The sequence below is a fragment of the Roseovarius sp. MBR-154 genome (assembly GCF_053628595.1).
Window position 1 is genome coordinate 173,430 of the sequence record NZ_JBRJGR010000003.1, and the last position, 17,143, is coordinate 190,572.

The following is a 17,143-nucleotide window of genomic DNA, read 5'->3' on the forward strand; positions in this document are numbered from 1 at the left end:
GCGGTCCGGGAGTGAAACCCCCGGCGGATCGGCCGGCGTCAACCGGTCGATCATCCCGCCACCAAACGCCACGTTGATTTCGCGCAATCCGGCTGGCACTGCATCCGCGCATCGACAGGAGAGCCCATGAGCGATTCGCTACCCATCCCGCTATCACCGCCGCTGACGCCCGCGCAGCAGACCGCGCTGGTCAATCTCGTGCGCCGCGCCGCGCGGGCCGAGATCATGCCGCGCTTCCGCACCCTTACCCGCGCCGAGGCCGATACCAAGTCCGGGCCGACCGATCTGGTGACCGAGGCCGACCGTCAGGCCGAGGCGATGCTGGCGCGCGGCTTGCAGCGAATGTTCCCGCATGCGCTCATCGTCGGTGAAGAGGCCGTGGCCGAGAGCCCGAAGCTGCGCGATGCGGTGGCCGAGGCAGAGCTTGCTTTCATCATCGACCCGGTCGACGGCACCTGGAATTTCGTCCATGGTCTGCCGCTCTTTGGCGTGATCATCGCCGTCACCCGCTTTGGCCGCCCGGTGCTGGGGCTGCTTTATGATCCGGTTTCCGACGACTGGATCATCGCCGACGAGGCCAGCCCGGCGCGTCTTGTCGCGGCACTTGGCGCCGAGCGGCCGGTGCGTGTCTCGGGCGGCGGCGATCTGGCCGATCTGCAAGGCTACATGCATTACTACCTGATGCCACAGGCGCAGCAGGAGCGGATCGCGCCGCTGCTGCCTGCGCTGTCGCGCTGCATCGCCTTGCGCTGCTCGTGCCACGAATACCGCCTGCTGGCGCAGGGGGCGGTGGATTTCACCCTGTCCGGCGTGCTCAACCCGTGGGATCACGCGGCGGGTGTGCTGATCTGCCAGCAGGCGGGCGGCGTGGCGCGGATGCTCGACGGGCGCGATTACACGACCGCGATCAGCAAGGGGTTCCTGCTCTGCGCCTCGGATCAGGCCACATGGGACCGCTTGCGCGATCACTTCGCCTGTCTTCTGGAGGACTGACCGCCGCCGGGGCGGTTCAGGCGACCATCGCTTCGGCTTTCTTGAGATCGACCGACACAAGCTGGCTGACCCCCTGTTCGGCCATGGTCACGCCAAAGAGCCGGTCCATCCGGCTCATCGTCACGGCGTGGTGGGTGATGATCAGGAACCGCGTCTCGGTGCGGCGGCACATTTCATCCAACAGGTCGCAGAACCGCGTGACATTGGCGTCATCGAGCGGCGCATCGACCTCGTCGAGCACGCAAATGGGCGCGGGATTGGCGAGGAACACCGCGAAGATCAGCGCCAATGCGGTCAGCGTCTGCTCGCCCCCCGACAAAAGGCTCAGCGTCGACAGTTTCTTGCCCGGCGGCTGGCACATGATCTCGAGCCCCGCCTCCAGCGGGTCGTCGCTCTCGACCAGCACGAGATTGGCCTCGCCGCCGCCGAAGAGATGCCGGAAGAGCAGCGTGAAATTGGAATTGACCTGCTCGAAGGCGGTCAGCAGACGCTCGCGCCCCTCGCGGTTGAGGCTGGCAATTCCGCCACGCAGCGTCTTGATCGCCTCTTCCAGATCGGCCTTTTCCGTGACCAGCGTGTCGTGCTCGGCCTCGACCTCCTTGGCATCCTCCTCGGCGCGCAGGTTGACCGCGCCGAGCGCGTCGCGCTGCCGTTTGAGACGGTTCACATCCGCCTCGATGGCGTCGGAGCCGGGCATGGTGTCAGGATCGGCCCCAAGGCTTTCGAGCAGGGCGTCGGGCGTGGTGTCCATGGCCTCGCCAATCCGCTCGGCGGCCAGATCGCGGGTCTCGCGCGCGGCATCGACGCGCGCCTCGGCGCGGGCGCGGGCTTCGCGCGCCTCTGATGCCTGCCGCTCGGCCTCGCGCTCATTGAGCCCGGCCTGCCGCGCCGCCCCTTCGGCGGTCGAGAGCGCGTCGGCGGCCTCAGCCCGGCGCGCCTCGCTGCGGGTGATCTCTTCGCCCAGTTCCGCGCGTTTGGCGGCGAGGATCTCGGGCGTGGCACTCGCTTCGGCCAGTTCCGCCTCGGACGCGTCCTTGCGCTCTGCCAATTCGGCACTGCGTTTCTCGGCAGTCTCCAGCCGGTGCCGCCATCCGCTGATTTCCTTGGCGATTTCCTGACTGCGGCGGGTGCGCCGTTCGCCGTCGCGGCGCAATTCATCCGCCGCCGAGCGGCGCGCCATCATCGTCATGCGCGCGGCCTCGACGGTCATCTTGATGTCTTCGAGATCGGCGCGCGCGGCCTCCAGATCGCCCAGTCCAGAGAGCCCCTTTTCGGCCTCTGCCAGCCCCTTGCGCGCCGCCATCGCCTCTTCCTCGTGGCGCGTTACCGCGAGGCTCGAGGACTCGAGCCGCGATCCGGCAAGGTTGCTGTCGGCCTCGGCCCGGCTCAGGGCGCGATTGGCCTCGTTGACAGCCGTATCCGCTGCCCGGCGCGCCTCGCGCGCGGAGCGGTCCTTTTCGGTGCACTGCGCCAGTTGCTCGCGCAGCGCCTCATGCGCGCGCATCGCCCCGTCAGCGCGCGCGGTGGCATGTTCCAGTTGCTGCTTCAGCTCTTCCAACCGGTTCAGTTGTTGCAGGCGGAGTGCCGCCGCCGAAGGCGCGTCCTCAGCCCAGGCCCGGAACCCGTCCCAGCGCCACAGATCGCCCTCGGTGCTGACCAGCCGCTGACCGGGCTTCAAGAGCGGGTGTAGCCGCGCGGCGTCCTCGGCATCAATGAGCCCGATCTGCGACATGCGGCGCGCCAGAACCTCGGGCACCGAGACGTGATTGCTGAGCGCAGTGACCCCCTCGGGCAGGGGCTGCGGCGCCTGGTATCCCGGCAGAATGGTCCAGCCCGAGGGACCATCGGCCCCGACCTCGGGCGCGCGCAGATCGTCGGCCAGCGCCGCCCCAAGCGCCTTCTCGAAGCCTTGCTGCACCTGCAGGCGATCCATGATCTGCCCACCCTCGGCGGTGTCGCGCTCGACCAGTTTCGCCAGCGCCGTGACCTCGGCGCGCAGGGCGCCCGTCTCGCCCTCGGCCTCGGATCGGGCGGCACGGGCCTCGGCCTCACGGGTCTGCGCCTCGGCGCGGGCCTCGTCGGCGGTAACAAGCGCGGCCTCGGCGGCCTCTGCCGCCGCCACCGCCTCGGCCTCGGCCTTGGCCGCCGCCGCCTGATCGGCCTCTGCCTTGTGCAGCGCCTCGTGCGACCCGGTCTGTGCCGCGCGGGCGCGCTCGGCCTCGGCCTCGCTCTTGGCCAGCGTCTTGCGGCAATCCTCGATCAGGCGCTGCGCCGATTGGTGCCGCGCCGAGAGCCGCGCCATGTCCTCGGTCATCTGGCTCAGATCGCTTTCGCGCTGCTGCAACACGCGGGCGGCGTCGCGCGCCTCCTCCTGCGCCTCCTCCAGCCGGGCCTCATGCCCCTCGGCCCCCTTGGCCAGTTCCGCCGCCTCCCAGTCGAGGCGCTTGATCGTCTCGCCCGCATCGTGGTTCAGCCCGGTTTCACGCTCGATATCACGGGCAAGCTGGGCGATGCGGCCCGCCAGCGTCTCGATCCGGTCGCGGGCGCTGGCCTCCTGCTCGGAAATCGTATCGCGCTGCACCGTCAGCCGTTGCAGGATCGCCCCCGCGATCGCCTCTTCCTCGCGCAGGGCGGGCAGGGCCTCATCGGCCTTTGTGCGCGCGCGAGCGGCCTCGCGTGCGGCCGTTTCGGCGCGTGCCGCCGCCGTGGTCCGCTCGCGCAATTCGTCCTCGGCCCGCGCGCGCGCCTGATCCGCCTCTTTCCAGCGGCGATAAAGCAACAGCCCCTCGGCCTGCCGCAACTCCTCGCCGATCTGGCGATAGCGCGCCGCCTGCTTGGCCTGCCGCGCCAGTTGCGCAAGCTGGCTGGCGAGTTGCTCGACCACGTCATCAACGCGGGTCAGATTGGTCTCTGCCGCGCGCAGCTTCAACTCCGCCTCGTGCCGCCGCTGGTAGAGACCGGAAATCCCCGCCGCCTCTTCAAGGATGCGGCGGCGCGATTTCGGCTTGGCGTTGATCAGCTCCGAGATCTGCCCTTGCCGCACCAGCGCGGGCGAATGCGCGCCGGTCGAGGCATCGGCAAAGAGCATCTGCACGTCGCGCGCGCGCACATCCTTGCTGTTGACCTTGTAGGCGCTACCCACGTCGCGGGTGATCCTGCGCACGATTTCCAGATGATCGGCATCGTTGAACCCGGCAGGCGCCAGCCGGTCGGAATTGTCGAGATGGATGACGACCTCGGCGAAGTTACGGGCGGGCCGGGTCGCGGCCCCGGCAAAGATCACATCCTCCATCCCGTCGCCACGCATGGCGGTCGGGCGGTTCTCGCCCATCACCCAGCGCAGCGCCTCCAGCAGGTTCGACTTGCCACAACCGTTCGGCCCCACCACCCCGGTCAGGCCATCGGCGATGATCAGGTCGGTCGGGTCGACAAAGCTCTTGAAGCCGGTCAGTCGGAGTTTGGAAAACTGCACGCGCACCTCGGGTCTGGCGATTCCATCAAAGCAGAATGTGACCAGCCCGCCGCGATTCTGTCAACGACCAACCACAGGATATGGGGCGGGTCGGCCAGTTATCCACATGATATTGCGGATTTCCGCCGGGGTGGCGCTACTTGCTCCCTGCGACGGGCCTGCTAATCTCGTACGGGTTATCCCGTCAGAGAGGCCCCGAATGCCCGCCCCCGCCACAGATACACCTTTCCGCATCACAGCCGCCGACCCCAAGGAGCCGGGCACGCGCGCGCTGCTCGAGGCGAGCCACGCGCTGATGCAATCGCTGTTCCCGCCCGAGGACAACTTCTTTCTCGACATCGACGCGCTCTGCGCGCCCGATATCCGGTTTTTCGCCGCGATGGAGGGGACGACCTGCCTCGGCACCGGCGCGCTTGCCTTGCGCGATGGCTATGGCGAGGTGAAATCCATGTTCGTCGATGAGATCGCGCGCGGGCGCGGGGTGGCCGAAGCGATCCTGAGCCGCATTGAGGTGGAGGCGCGCCGCGAGGGGCTTGGCCTGCTGCGGCTGGAAACCGGCAAGGGGCTGGATGCGGCGCATAGGCTTTATGCGCGGCACGGATTCGCGGTTTGCGGGCCGTTCGGGGCATATCCCGATGCGCCGTCGTCGGTCTTCATGGAGAAAGCCTTGTAGCCGACTCAAATGCGGGGAGGAGGGCCTGGGGCTGTCGTTGGCGGATTCAGGGAAGAGCCGCGCGGTGCCCGCCCGTCACGCCAAAGGCGTGCCGGTGCTATCGGCTCACCTTTGGTGCGACGGGGCGGTCGCGCGCTGCGCTGCGGCGCGTTCCGCGCCTTGATTCCGCGCATTGGTGCTAGAGGCGAAGGTCCGCTTCAGGCCGATTTCAACCTTCGCCCCCTTCAGTCGTTGACCGCCTCATCCTCTTCGACCTGCTCGATCCACTGCGCGAGGATTGAGCGCAGCAGGGCCATGTCGCGGGTCTCGATCGCCTCGGAGAGCGACTTGAGCGCCTTGGCAAGCTCGATCTCCGACAGATGCCCCTCCTGTGCGCGCAGGATGCGGGGATGCGGCGTGGTCAGCATGTCCGAACCTATCAGCAGTTCCTCGTGCAGCTTCTCGCCGGGGCGCAGCCCGGTGATCTCGATCTCGATATCGCCGCGCGGATTGGCAGCATCGCGCACGCTATAGCCCGAGGCCTCGATCATCCTGCGCGCGATGTCCTGAATGGCGACCGGCTCCCCCATATCGAGCACGAAGACATCGCCGTCGCGGGCGAAAGAGCCTGCCAGCAGCACGAGGCGCACCGCCTCGGGAATGGTCATGAAATAGCGCGTCACCTCCGGATGGGTCAGCGTCACCGGCCCGCCCTGCGCGATCTGATCGGCAAAGACCGGGATCACCGAGCCCGACGAGCCCAGCACATTGCCGAAACGAACCATGGAAAATCGCGTCCGGTCCGAGCGGGTGGCAAGATCCTGCACGATCATCTCGGCAAAGCGCTTGGAGCCGCCCATCACCGAGGTCGGGCGCACCGCCTTGTCGGTGGAGACGAGGATGAACCGCTCGACCCCGGCCTCGCGCGCGGCATTGGCGACGGTGCGGGTGCCGAGGACGTTGTTGCGCATCCCCTCGATGGCGTTCGATTCCACCAGCGGGACATGCTTGTAGGCCGCCGCGTGCAGCACCACGTCGATCTTCTTGGCGCGCATCAGCACGTTGACGAGCGCGGCGTCGCAGACCGAACCGAGGATCGGGATGATCTCCAGATCCGGGGCGAGGCCACGCAATTCGCGCTCGATCTGAAACAGCACATGTTCGCCGTGATCCATCAGGATCAGGGATTTGGGGTGGCATTGGACCAGTTGACGGCACAGTTCCGAGCCGATCGAGCCGCCCGCGCCGGTGACGAGGATACGGCGGTCGGCATATATGTCGCTGACATCCGGCAACTCGTTGTCCAGCGCATCGCGCCCCAGAAGCGCGGCGGGATCGACGGCACGGCCGGTTGGCCGGGTCTGCCCATCATGGCGCCGCCAGAGGTGACGCGCGCCCGAAAGCAGCAGATAGGCCATGCCCGCCACGATGAAGAGCGCGTCCGTTGGTCCCGCTGCGCTGATTGCCGACAGGGCCATACCGATGAGACTGGCGACCGCAGCCACAAGGGCGATCCGGCCCATGTCGCTGGTCAGGTGGCGGATCGGTGTGGCGCGGTGCAGATCGAGTGCGTTGCCCAGGAGTCCGGCAACGAGCAGCAGCGGCAGCGCCCAGACAAGACGCGTGGCGAGCGGTGCCGCGTCGTCCGTGAGCAGCGCGCCAAGGCAGACGGCCACCAGCATCAGCCCCGCCTCGATCAGTGTGTGCAGGATACGCCCTCGCCCGGGGCGCGGAAGGCGGGTCAGCCAGTCGGGCATGGTCATCTCCGCAGGAAAAAGCCACGCGTCGCGCGCAGTTCTACAGGTACAATAGGGTTGGCGCGTCCCTTGGGGCAATGCTCTTCACCGTGGCGTGACTGGACCGGACCATGATGTGAAGGATTATGTCCAAAGCTGCGGTACGCCGGGTCAGCTGCTGGGGTCGCGGACCCTGCGCCAATCGGAGATCATCTGGGTGGGGGTGACATGCCGCCGCGCAGCCGGCAGCAGCCGGGCCAGCCGGTCGGTATCGAGCGAGACCTCGGCCTGCGCCTCGGGTGGGGCTTCGCGCCAGGTGATGGCACACCCCGCCGCGCGGACCAGATCCTCCATCGCCACCGGATGGGGGGCGGCAATGTTGAGGGTATCGGGCAGGTCGCCCTCGGGGAGGCGGGCCAGCCCGGCCAGCACCCGCGCCAGATCGCCCGGCGCGATATAGCTGCGGCGCGGCCCGGTGCCATCTGCGAACCGGTCGAGGGTGACGCCCCGCGCGGGATCGGCCAAGGCGGGCGCGAGGCTGTCGGCGCCCACCACGTTGGCCAGCCGCAGGATCACATGGCGCAGGCCATCGGGCGGCAGGTTGGCGATGGCCTGCTCCATCTCCAGCTTGGACGACCCATAGGCGTTGACCGGGGCAGGGGCGTGTGTCTCATCCATCGCGCGGCCCGGGCCATAGATCGCGGCGCTCGAGATATGAATCAGCCGCCGCGCCCCGCAGGCATCGGCCAGCCGCTGACCCTGCGCCACCAGCGCCACGTTCTGCGCGAGGGTTTGCCGGTCGCCGGATGTCTGCCCCCAGAGCGCGATCACGGTGCCGCAATGCGGGACATCGGGCAGCGGGGTCTCGGGCGACCAGCACAGGTCGGCGGGCGCGTGGCGGGACAGCCAGATCGGCCTGCATGACGGGTCAGTTGGCCAGGCGCGTCGCAGCATCCGGCCAAGGCGTCCGTTTGCGCCTGTCACAAGGCACCGAGAGCCGGGATCTGGCATGCGGCCTCCGGGTTGTGGCGCGTTCCTGATTTTGCAATTGTCTATCATGGGCCAGACAGGGTAGTAACCCGGTAGTGAACGACAATCGGCTTTTGGGATCGAGGGATTACGCTTTGCTGTTGAAACTCCGCGCGCTTGTGCTCGCAGCCTGTGCCCTGTCTCTCGCCGCCTGCTCGCTTCCCAGTGGTGCGGCCCTGCAATCGAGCGTGGTGAGCGAGGGCAGCGGTCAGAACCCGAGCCTGCAGGTCGTCCCGGTCACGCGCAGCAACGTCTCGATGCTGTCTGAGTGGCCTGCAACCGGCTGGAGCGGGCGATACAATTGGCTCTCGGCGTCGCGCGGTCCGGATTCGGCGCTGATCCAGACCGGTGACACGCTTCAGATGGTGGTCTGGGACACCCAGGAAAACTCGCTTCTGGCCTCGTCGGACAGCCGCATGACCACGGTACCGCCGATCCCGGTGAGCGCATCCGGCACGATCTTCATGCCTTATGTCGGTGAGGTGGCGGTGCGTGGCCTGACCGCCGATGCGGCACGAACGAAACTGCAAGAGTCGCTGTCGGATATCGCGCCCACAGCGCAAGTGCAGCTTTCGGTGGAGCAGGGCCGCAACAACGCGGTCGACATGGCCTCGGGGGTGGGGCTGCCGGGGCGGTACATGCTCGAATCGCGCAACACCACGATTCTCAGCGTGATTTCCGAGGCCGGCGGCATCAGCCCGGCCCTGCGCCATCCGCTGATCGTCCTGCAACGGGACGGCAGACGCTACGAGACCCGGGCAGAGGACCTTCTGAACGATCCGCAGCGCGACATTCTGCTGCGCGGTGGCGATCGCATTGCGGTGGTCGAGGATGATCGCAATTTCAACGCGCTGGGCGCGGCCGGTCAGCAGAGCGTGATCTATTTCGAGGAGGAGTCGATCACGGCGATGCAGGCCGTGTCGCAGATGGGCGGCTTGCTGGCCTCGCGGGCCAATCCCAAGGGGCTTTTGGTGTTGCGCGATTACACGCAAGAGCTGCGCGAGCCTTTCGCCGCCGGGCCGCATATGGAGCAGGTCGTGTTCACGCTGGATTTCACAACCGCCGACGGTCTGTTCGCCGCGCGCAAGTTCGAGATCAATCCGGGCGATACGCTGCTTGCGACCGAATCGCCTGTGACGCGGGTCCAGACCATCCTCGGTCTGCTCGGCACCGTGGTCGGCTTTACCGCGACGGCCAATAACCTGACGCAGTAAGCTCTCGCGAATCGAAACGTCCGTCGCTTTCGGCGACGGACGTTGATTTTCGGTGACGGATATCTGACGAAACGGGTCAGTCCTCGACGGTCTCGTCCTCGGCCTGTTCGGCGATCCATGCGACCGAGACCACCTCTTCGCCCTTGCCGGTGTTGAACACCTTGACCCCGCCCGCGCTGCGCGAGCGGAAGGAAATGCCCATGACCGGCACGCGGATCGATTGCCCGCGTGACGTGGCGAGCATGATCTGATCCTCCAGCGTCACCGGGAAGGACGCCACGAGCGGCCCGCCGCGCATCGCGCGGTCGATGGCGGCGACCCCCATGCCACCGCGCCCGCGTACCGGGTAGTCATGGCTCGACGACAGCTTGCCCGAACCATTGGCGGTGATTGTCAGGATCAGGTTCTCGGCGGCCTGCATCTCTTCGAACCGCTCGACGCTCAGTGCGGCATCGGCGTTGCCTTCATCCTCTGTCCCGTCGTCATCGGGCGCCCCGGCGGCGGCGCGACGCATCTTGAGGTACGCGGCGCGTTCGTCTGCCGTGGCCTCGAAATGGCCGATCACCGACATCGACACGACGCGGTCGCTGTTTTGCAGGCGAATGCCGCGCACGCCGGTGGATTTGCGGCCCTTGAAGACGCGCACATCGGTGACCGGGAAACGGATCGCACGGCCCGAGTCGGTGACCAGCATCACGTCATCCTCTTCCGAGCAGATCCGCGCGTTCACCAGTTCCACGCCCTCGGGCAGGTCCATCGCGATCTTGCCGTTGCGCTTGACGTTGGTGAAATCCGACAGCGCGTTGCGGCGCACGTCGCCCGCCGAGGTGGCAAACACGATCTGCAGGTCGTCCCAGTCTTCCTCGGCGCGGTCCACCGGCATGATCGCGGCGATGGAGACGCCCGTGGGGATGGGCAGGATATTGACGATTGCCTTGCCCTTGGAGGTGCGGCCGCCAAGCGGCAGGCGCCATGTCTTGAGCTTGTAGACCATGCCCTCGGTGGTGAAGAACAAAAGCTGCGTGTGGGTGTTGGCGACAAAGAGCGTGGTCACCACGTCCTCATCCTTGGTGGCCATGCTGGAAAGGCCCTTGCCGCCGCGTTTCTGGGCGCGGAAATCCGCGAGCGCGGTGCGCTTGATATAGCCGCCCTGGGTGACGGTGACGACCATCTCCTCGCGCTCGATGAGGTCTTCGTCCTCCATGTCGCCGGACCAGTCGACGATCTCGGTGCGGCGCGGCACGGCGAATTGCTCGCGCACCTCGCGCAGCTCGTCCGAGATGATCTGCATGATCCGCTCGCGGCTGGCGAGGATGGCGAGATACTCCTTGATCCTGCCCGCGAGGTCCTGCAGCTCGTCGGTGACTTCCTTGACACCGAGTTGGGTCAGGCGCTGCAGGCGCAGGTCGAGAATGGCGCGGGCCTGGGTCTCGGAGAGGTTATAGGTTCCGTCCTCGTTGGCGCGATGGGTAGGGTCGTCGATCAGCGCGATATATTCGAGGATGTCGCCCGCAGGCCAGCGCCGCTCCATCAGTTTCTGCCGTGCCTCGGCGGCGTCGGCGGAGGCGCGGATGGTCGCCACCACCTCGTCGACATTCGAGACGGCGACGGCGAGACCGCAGAGCACATGCGCGCGTTCGCGCGCCTTGCGCAGATCAAAGGCGGTGCGCCGCGCGACCACCTCTTCGCGGAACAGGATGAACAGCGACAGGAAGCGGTGCAGGGTCAGTTGCTCGGGCTTGCCGCCGTTGAGGGCCAGCATGTTGCAGCCGAACGAGGTCTGCATCGGCGTGAAGCGGAACAATTGGTTGAGCACCACGTCGGGGGTCGCGTCGCGCTTGAGCTCGACCACCACGCGCACGCCGTTGCGGTCGCTCTCGTCCTGGACATGGGCAATGCCCTCGATGCGGCGGTCGCGCGCGGCCTCGGCGATGCGCTCGATCATCGTCGCCTTGTTAACCTGATAGGGGATCTCGTCGATGACGATGGCGTAGCGGTCCTTGCGCAGTTCCTCCACCCTGGTCTTGGCACGGATGATGACGCTGCCGCGCCCCTCCAGATAGGCCTTGCGCGCGCCGGAGCGGCCCAGCATCAGCCCGCCGGTGGGGAAATCGGGGCCGGGGACGTATTGGATCAGGTCCTCGCTGCCCAGATCCGGGTCGTCGATCAGAGCCAGCGTGGCGTCGATCACCTCGCCCAGATTGTGCGGGGGAATGTTTGTGGCCATGCCGACGGCGATACCGCCCGCGCCATTGACCAGCATGTTCGGAAAACGCGCGGGCAGGACGGTGGGTTCGCGATCCTTGCCGTCGTAATTGTCCTGAAAATCGACCGTCTCTTTCTCGATATCGGCCAGAAGGAAGGACGCAGGCTTGTCCATGCGTACTTCGGTATAGCGCATCGCCGCCGCGTTATCGCCGTCCATCGAGCCGAAATTGCCCTGACCGTCCAGCAGCGGCAGGGACATCGAGAAATCCTGCGCCATGCGCACCAGCGCATCATAGATCGCGCTGTCGCCATGCGGGTGATACTTGCCCATCACATCGCCCACGGCACGCGCCGATTTGCGATAGGGCTTGTCGTGGGTATTGCCGCCCTCATGCATGGCATAAAGGATGCGCCGGTGCACAGGTTTCAGGCCGTCGCGCAGATCGGGGATCGCGCGGCTGACGATCACGCTCATCGCGTAATCGAGATAGGAGGTCTTCATCTCGTGGGTGATGGAAACCGTGGGCCCGTCATATGCGGGAGGTAAATCATCCGTGTTTTCAGGGGGTTGAGGCGTATCGCTCACGTTTTTTACCGTCCTGTGCTCTTGCGCTATATTTTGTTGGGGTGACTATATCAGAGCCATGATATGGGGTGCAATGGCGCAGCGGGGTGGCATTTGTCAGCCACAGGTGCAGAGTGCCAACATACTGTTTTTATTGAAAAGTAATTTCTTTCGGGCATCATCGGAGGACAGGCAGTAACAGGAGCGACATATGGAGACCTCTGAAACCGAACTGATGCTCAAGGGCTATGGGCTGACCACGGCGGAATTCTTTTACCGGATGCCCGACTATCAAAGCGTGCTTAACAGTTATCTCTGGCAGGAGTACGACCTTGCCCCCGATCACCCGAAGCTGTTCGAGTTCATCGAATTCTGGCAGCGCGAGATCGAGGGGCCGCTGCATTCGGTGCGCTTTACCCATCGCAAGCTGATCGCGCCGGGCGAGTGGCGCAACGTGACCGGCGAATTCACCCTGCACTGAGCCCGGCGGCCTGCCCGCAGGGCGGGCCGCGTCCGACTCCGTCGAAGCGGATCATGCTGCGTTGCAGCGTGATCTGGGAATACCACAGGACACAAAGTGCTACAAAGCGTAACATTTGCCGCTCGACGCGACCTGTCGTGCAAGCCTGCATTCTGGCCGGGATCTGAGGTCAAGGCCGGATCATGCAGCAGGCACCGGTTCGTCCGGGCGCAAATTGTACATGTCAAACATGTCTTTTTCTGTCGCCATTAAGTCGTTGTTATGGTTGCTATTTGGGTCATCTGTGCAGGCGGCGCACGTTTCCCTGCGGGGGCGCTGACTGTGTTGAACGTGGTCTGCCCGGCCCTGTCGGACGCGTCGGAAGATGCTCGGCGCAGCGCAATTTTGCCTTTTAGCTCACGCACTTGAAGCATTTGTGTAACAGAAATGTTATGTGGAAACGCGATCAGGATTGTGGCATCTGATCGGAACATGCGCGAGGCGGCGGGCATTAGACCTGTAGCCGGTGAGAGCGGCAGCATGAGAGCAGCAGCAAAGGTGATCGACAATGCAACCCAGCACGACCGACAGCGGTGTGACCCATCGACCGGGGGATTTCGCTTCCCTGACCGAAGCACTTGATCATGCAGCTCTCGGTGCGTGCGGTCTAAATTTCTACGGGACGGACGCCACCCTGATCGAGACGCTGCCCTATGCCGTGTTGCGGTCGCGGGCGATTGACCTTGCCGGTCGGCTTGCTGCGATCTATCCGCGCCACGCACGGATCGGACTCATTGCCGAAACGACGCCGGAATTCATGGTCGCCTTCATGGCCTGTCAATATGCCGGGCTCGTGCCCGCGCCGCTGACCGTGCAGGCGGCCTTCGGGCGCCGCGAGGTCTATGAATGGCAAATGTCGCGCACCGCGCAGACCGCCGATCTTGCCGCCGTCATGGCCACCGACGAGGTGGCCGAGGTGCTGCGCGCCGCGCTGGACGAGATCGATATCCCGCTGATCGCGATCTGTGGGCGCGACCTGCCCGAAACCGGTGTCGTGCCGGTCCCGCATGGCAAGGACGATCCGGCCTATATCCAGTTCTCCTCGGGCAGCACCAGCGCGCCCAAGGGCATCTACGCGACGCAGAAGAGCGTGTCGGCGAATTGCCACGCGATCATCAACGAGGCGCTGCACATGACCGCCGAGGATCGCTGCGTGTCCTGGCTGCCGCTTTATCACGACATGGGGCTGGTCGGCTTCTTCATGGTGCCGCTCTACAACCAGACCTCGGTCGATTACATCTCGCCCACCTCGTTCGCGCGGCGTCCGATCTCGTGGCTCAAGCTGGTGAGCGAGAACCGGGGCACGATCGTCTACAGCCCGAGCTTCGGCTACGATCTGTGCGCGCGCCGCTATCGCGGCGAGACGCTCGACCTCAGCTCACTGCGCGTCGCGGGCATCGGCGGCGACATGGTGCGCGAGGATGCGCTGGTCAGCTTCACCGATATCTTCGGTCCAAGCGGCTTTGACGGGCGTGCCTTCGTGCCGAGCTATGGCCTTGCCGAGGCGACGCTCGGGGTGGCCTTCGCCCCGCTCGATACCGGCATGAAACGAGATCTGGTGGACACCGGGCGGATGCAGACCTCGGGCCGTGCGGTGCCGGCCACGGCGCAGACGCACTCCGGACAGTCGCGCTGCTTCATCTCCTGTGGGCGGCCGCTGCCCTCGTTCGAGATGCGTATCGTCGACACCGACGGGCGCGAAACCCGAGGCCGCGATATCGGCCGCATCATGATCAAGAGCCCCAGCATCGCCGACGGCTATTTCCGCGCCGGTGAGCCTTTGCAGCCGCTCACCGATGCGGACGGATGGATGGAGACGGGCGATCTGGGCTACTGGCTCGAGGGCGAGGTGGTGATCACCGGGCGCTCCAAGGATCTGATCCTGTGGAACGGCCGCAACATCTGGCCGCAGGATATCGAATGGGTTGCGCAGAATACCGGCGGCAAGAACATCTCGGGCGCGGGGGCCTTCGAGGTCGGCGATACCGACGGCGGGTCGCGCATCATCCTGCTGGCGGAATGCTGGTCGCGTGACGAGACCGTGCGCGCGCAGCTGATCCGCGACATCTCGGCGGCGACACGGGCCACGACCGGGGCCCCTGTCTCGGTGGAGCTGGTCGGCGTGCGCTCCCTGCCGATGACAAGCTCCGGCAAGCTGAGCCGGGCCGCCGCGCGGGCGCGCTATCTGGCGGGCGATTACGCCCCCGCCACGCCTGCGGACGAGCGAGTGACCGCAGCGGCTCCGGCACGCGGTGCCTGAGCGGCAGGTCACCGTTAGCGCGCCTTATCCCAGACTTGCACTGACGGGCGCGACCGGCTTTGTCGGTCGCAGCCTTCTGGCGCGGCTCGACGGGGCCGGGCGGTCTGTCCGGGCGCTTGCGCGGGCCAGACCGGGCCGGGCGCTTGCGCCTCAACCGGGGCTCGACTGGGTGGCGGGCGGGCTGGATGATCCCGACGCGCTCGCGGCCCTGATGGACGGCGCGGAGGTGGTTCTGCATTGCGCGGGTGCGACCAATGCCCTGACACGGGACGCGTTTCACCGGGTCAATGCGGACGGCACGGCAGCCGTGACGCGGGCCGCGCGCGAGGCCGGGGCCCGGCATGTGATCCTGCTCTCCTCGCTGGCCGCCACGCGGCCGGAGGTGTCGGATTACGCCGCCTCGAAAGCCTCCGGAGAGGCCCGGTTGCTGGCCGAATCGGGGGATACGGCGGTGACGATCTTGCGGGCTCCGGCGGTGGTCGGGCCGGGGGACGCGGCCACAGCACCGCTGTTCGGGATGCTGGCGCGGGGCTGGATGCCGGTGATCGGCGGAAATACGCGCAGCGCCCGGTTCTCCGTGATCGACGTGGAGGATCTCGCCGCGTTGCTGCTCGATCTCGCGGCCGACATGCCGGAGCGCGGGCAGCGTCAGGACTGCGCCCCCTATGGCCACGCGGCGCTTGGCTGGGGCGATCTTGCGGCGAGTGCCGAACGGGTAACCGGCCGCCGGGTGCGCGAAGTGGTCCTGCCACGCGCCGCCGCCGTGCTGCTGGGGCACGGCGCGGATCTGGTGGCGCGGGTGAGCGGACGCTCGCAGGTGTTCTCGTCGGGCAAGGTCCGCGAGATGTGCGCGGGCGACTGGATCGGGGACACGCCGATTGCCGCAACGACACCGATTGACGAGACGATGGGGCGTTGCCTCGCCCCGTTTCTGAGACTAGGGAAGGCGCAAGAGTGATGCCTGCCCGCGACAGACTGGAGCCTGAAATGCAAGCCAATAACCAAGCCATGTTCGACAAGGTTTGCGCTATTCTCAAGACGCATGCCAAGGCAGATACGGAAATCACGCCCGATACGCAGATCGCCGCCGATCTTGCCATCGACTCGGTCGAGATGTTCGATCTGGTGATGGAGATCGAGGAAGTCTATGATATCAGCTTCCCGATAGAGGAGGCATCTGCTATCGATACCGTCCAATCCCTGATTGAAGCAATCGAGCGTATCACCGATGTTTGACAGTGATGACATGAAAACCAGCATTTTCGGCAAGTTCCAGAAACTGTCCGAGCGCGTCGACACGCTGCGCGTCTCCGGGCGGCTGCCGTTTGGCTTGCAGATGGACGAGATGCTCTCGCAGACCCGGGCGCGGATCGGCAATCGCGAGGTTTTGCTTGCCGGGACCAACAATTACCTTGGCCTGACCTTCGACACGGATGTGATGGAGGCCGCCAAGGCGGCGATCGACGCGCAGGGCACCGCGACCACGGGCAGTCGGCTCGCCAACGGCTCCTACGCCGCGCATCTCGACCTTGAGGAAAAGCTCAAGGAGTATTTCGATGTCGCCTCGGCGATTGTCTGCACGACGGGCTATCAGGCCAATCTCGCCTCGATCAGCGCGCTTGCCGGGCGTGGCGATCACCTGCTGCTCGATGCCGACAGTCATGCCTGCATCTATGATGCGGCCCGGCTCAGCGATGCCGATACCATCCGCTTCCGCCATAACAGCCCGGCCGATCTCGACAAGCGTCTGTCGCGCCTGCCCAAGGAGGGCGGGCGTCTGGTGGTGATCGAGGGGCTTTATTCAATGTTCGGCGATGTGGCCCCGGTGGCCGAATTCGTCGAGGTGGCCCACGCCCACGGCGCGATGCTCTTCGTCGACGAGGCCCATTCGGTCGGCTGCTACGGCGAGCGCGGGCGCGGCGTGGCGCAGGCGCAGGGCGTCGCCGACAAGGTCGATTTCATCTCCGGCACCTTCTCCAAGAGCTTCGCCTCGATCGGCGGCTTCTGCGTGTCGCGCCATGTCGAACTGGAACTGATCCGCATGGTCAGCCGCCCCTATCTCTTTACCGCCTCCGGCTCGCCCTCGAACGTGGCGGCAGCGCAGGCGGCCCTCGCCAAGATCGCCGGAGAGCCGCAATTGGGGCAGGCGCTGTGGGACCGGGTGCATCAGCTTTACGACGGGTTGACCGAGGCAGGGTTTGAGCCGATCTCGCCGGCCGCGCCGATCATCGCGATCCCGCGCCCGGACGAACAGGTTGCGGTGGCCGAGTGGAACCGGCTGATGGATGCCGGTGTCTATGTCAATCTCGCAGTGCCGCCCGCGACGCCGCAGTCCAAATCGCTGCTGCGTCTGAGCGTGTCGGCGGCCCATACCGAGGCCGATATCGACGAGGTGCTCGCGGCTTTCCGCAGCCTTCTCGAAGACGGCGCGCCCGCTCCGTCGATGGCTGCCAGCGGCAGCTAGACGCCCCCGGTTTCGGATGCCATGACAGGC

General features: G+C 66.2%; 12 protein-coding genes. 8 read left to right on the forward strand and 4 right to left on the reverse strand.

Going from position 1 to position 17,143, the window contains the following annotated elements; translation table 11 throughout:
• Nucleotides 1-126: 126 nt before the first annotated feature.
• A complete protein-coding gene (locus ACSSV4_RS05840) occupies nt 127-993 on the forward strand; it encodes an inositol monophosphatase family protein (RefSeq protein WP_454274050.1) in 867 nt (288 codons plus the stop codon).
• Nucleotides 994-1,009: 16 nt separating this feature from the next.
• On the opposite strand, the gene smc is transcribed toward ACSSV4_RS05840, so the two are convergent.
• Nucleotides 1,010-4,465 carry a chromosome segregation protein SMC gene (gene smc / locus ACSSV4_RS05845; protein ID WP_454274051.1) on the reverse strand — a complete coding sequence of 1,152 codons (3,456 nt, stop codon included), beginning with the start codon at nt 4,463-4,465 and terminating at the stop codon, nt 1,010-1,012.
• A 199-nt stretch (nt 4,466-4,664) separates the two neighbouring features.
• On the opposite strand from smc, the gene ACSSV4_RS05850 reads away from it, so the two are divergent.
• The gene (locus ACSSV4_RS05850) at nt 4,665-5,138 is read left to right on the forward strand and encodes a GNAT family N-acetyltransferase (RefSeq protein WP_454274052.1); all 474 of its coding nucleotides are present in this window, start codon (nt 4,665-4,667) and stop codon (nt 5,136-5,138) included.
• 224 nt (nt 5,139-5,362) lie between these two features.
• On the opposite strand, the gene ACSSV4_RS05855 is transcribed toward ACSSV4_RS05850, so the two are convergent.
• Both ACSSV4_RS05855 and ACSSV4_RS05860 read right to left on the reverse strand, forming a co-directional pair.
• Entirely contained in the window at nt 5,363-6,874 is a 1,512-nt protein-coding gene (locus ACSSV4_RS05855; RefSeq protein WP_454274053.1) for a UDP-N-acetylglucosamine 4,6-dehydratase family protein, read from the reverse strand.
• 150 nt (nt 6,875-7,024) lie between these two features.
• Nucleotides 7,025-7,837, reverse strand: a complete 813-nt coding sequence (locus ACSSV4_RS05860; RefSeq protein WP_454274054.1) for an NAD-dependent epimerase/dehydratase family protein — start codon at nt 7,835-7,837, stop codon at nt 7,025-7,027.
• 140 nt (nt 7,838-7,977) lie between these two features.
• On the opposite strand from ACSSV4_RS05860, the gene ACSSV4_RS05865 reads away from it, so the two are divergent.
• Nucleotides 7,978-9,096: a polysaccharide biosynthesis/export family protein gene (locus ACSSV4_RS05865; protein WP_454274055.1), complete on the forward strand. Its 1,119-nt coding sequence runs from the start codon at nt 7,978-7,980 to the stop codon at nt 9,094-9,096.
• A 76-nt stretch (nt 9,097-9,172) separates the two neighbouring features.
• Here ACSSV4_RS05865 and gyrA read toward each other — a convergent pair whose 3' ends face one another.
• Nucleotides 9,173-11,890, reverse strand: coding sequence for a DNA gyrase subunit A (gene gyrA / locus ACSSV4_RS05870; RefSeq protein WP_454274056.1), 2,718 nt, complete (start codon nt 11,888-11,890; stop codon nt 9,173-9,175).
• A gap of 190 nt (nt 11,891-12,080) precedes the next feature.
• Between gyrA and ACSSV4_RS05875 the strand changes: the two genes are divergently transcribed.
• The 5 genes from ACSSV4_RS05875 (at nt 12,081) to spt (ending at nt 17,113) form a co-directional block, all read left to right on the forward strand.
• Complete coding sequence (locus ACSSV4_RS05875) at nt 12,081-12,350, forward strand: usg protein (protein ID WP_454274057.1); 270 nt, start codon at nt 12,081-12,083, stop codon at nt 12,348-12,350.
• Nucleotides 12,351-12,897: 547 nt separating this feature from the next.
• Nucleotides 12,898-14,649, forward strand: a complete 1,752-nt coding sequence (locus ACSSV4_RS05880) for a fatty acyl-AMP ligase (RefSeq protein ID WP_454274058.1) — start codon at nt 12,898-12,900, stop codon at nt 14,647-14,649.
• Nucleotides 14,642-15,607: an NAD-dependent epimerase/dehydratase family protein gene (locus ACSSV4_RS05885; protein ID WP_454274059.1), complete on the forward strand. Its 966-nt coding sequence runs from the start codon at nt 14,642-14,644 to the stop codon at nt 15,605-15,607. Before ACSSV4_RS05880 ends, ACSSV4_RS05885 begins: the two co-directional genes overlap by 8 nt.
• Nucleotides 15,607-15,885, forward strand: coding sequence for an acyl carrier protein (locus ACSSV4_RS05890; RefSeq protein WP_454274060.1), 279 nt, complete (start codon nt 15,607-15,609; stop codon nt 15,883-15,885). Before ACSSV4_RS05885 ends, ACSSV4_RS05890 begins: the two co-directional genes overlap by 1 nt.
• A gap of 10 nt (nt 15,886-15,895) precedes the next feature.
• Nucleotides 15,896-17,113, forward strand: coding sequence for a serine palmitoyltransferase (gene spt, locus ACSSV4_RS05895; RefSeq protein ID WP_454274061.1), 1,218 nt, complete (start codon nt 15,896-15,898; stop codon nt 17,111-17,113).
• The last annotated feature ends 30 nt before the right edge of the window (nt 17,114-17,143 follow it).

What these genes read in the sequence shown, in the direction of transcription:
- ACSSV4_RS05840 (WP_454274050.1), top strand. Translation starts at nt 127, where the DNA reads ATGAGCGATTCGCTACCCATCCCGCTATCACCGCCGCTGACGCCCGCG.
- ACSSV4_RS05850 (WP_454274052.1), top strand. Translation starts at nt 4,665, where the DNA reads ATGCCCGCCCCCGCCACAGATACACCTTTCCGCATCACAGCCGCCGAC.
- ACSSV4_RS05855 (WP_454274053.1), bottom strand. Translation starts at nt 6,874, where the DNA reads ATGCCCGACTGGCTGACCCGCCTTCCGCGCCCCGGGCGAGGGCGTATC.
- ACSSV4_RS05875 (WP_454274057.1), top strand. Translation starts at nt 12,081, where the DNA reads ATGGAGACCTCTGAAACCGAACTGATGCTCAAGGGCTATGGGCTGACC.
- ACSSV4_RS05880 (WP_454274058.1), top strand. Translation starts at nt 12,898, where the DNA reads ATGCAACCCAGCACGACCGACAGCGGTGTGACCCATCGACCGGGGGAT.
- ACSSV4_RS05890 (WP_454274060.1), top strand. Translation starts at nt 15,607, where the DNA reads ATGCCTGCCCGCGACAGACTGGAGCCTGAAATGCAAGCCAATAACCAA.
- spt (WP_454274061.1), top strand. Translation starts at nt 15,896, where the DNA reads ATGAAAACCAGCATTTTCGGCAAGTTCCAGAAACTGTCCGAGCGCGTC.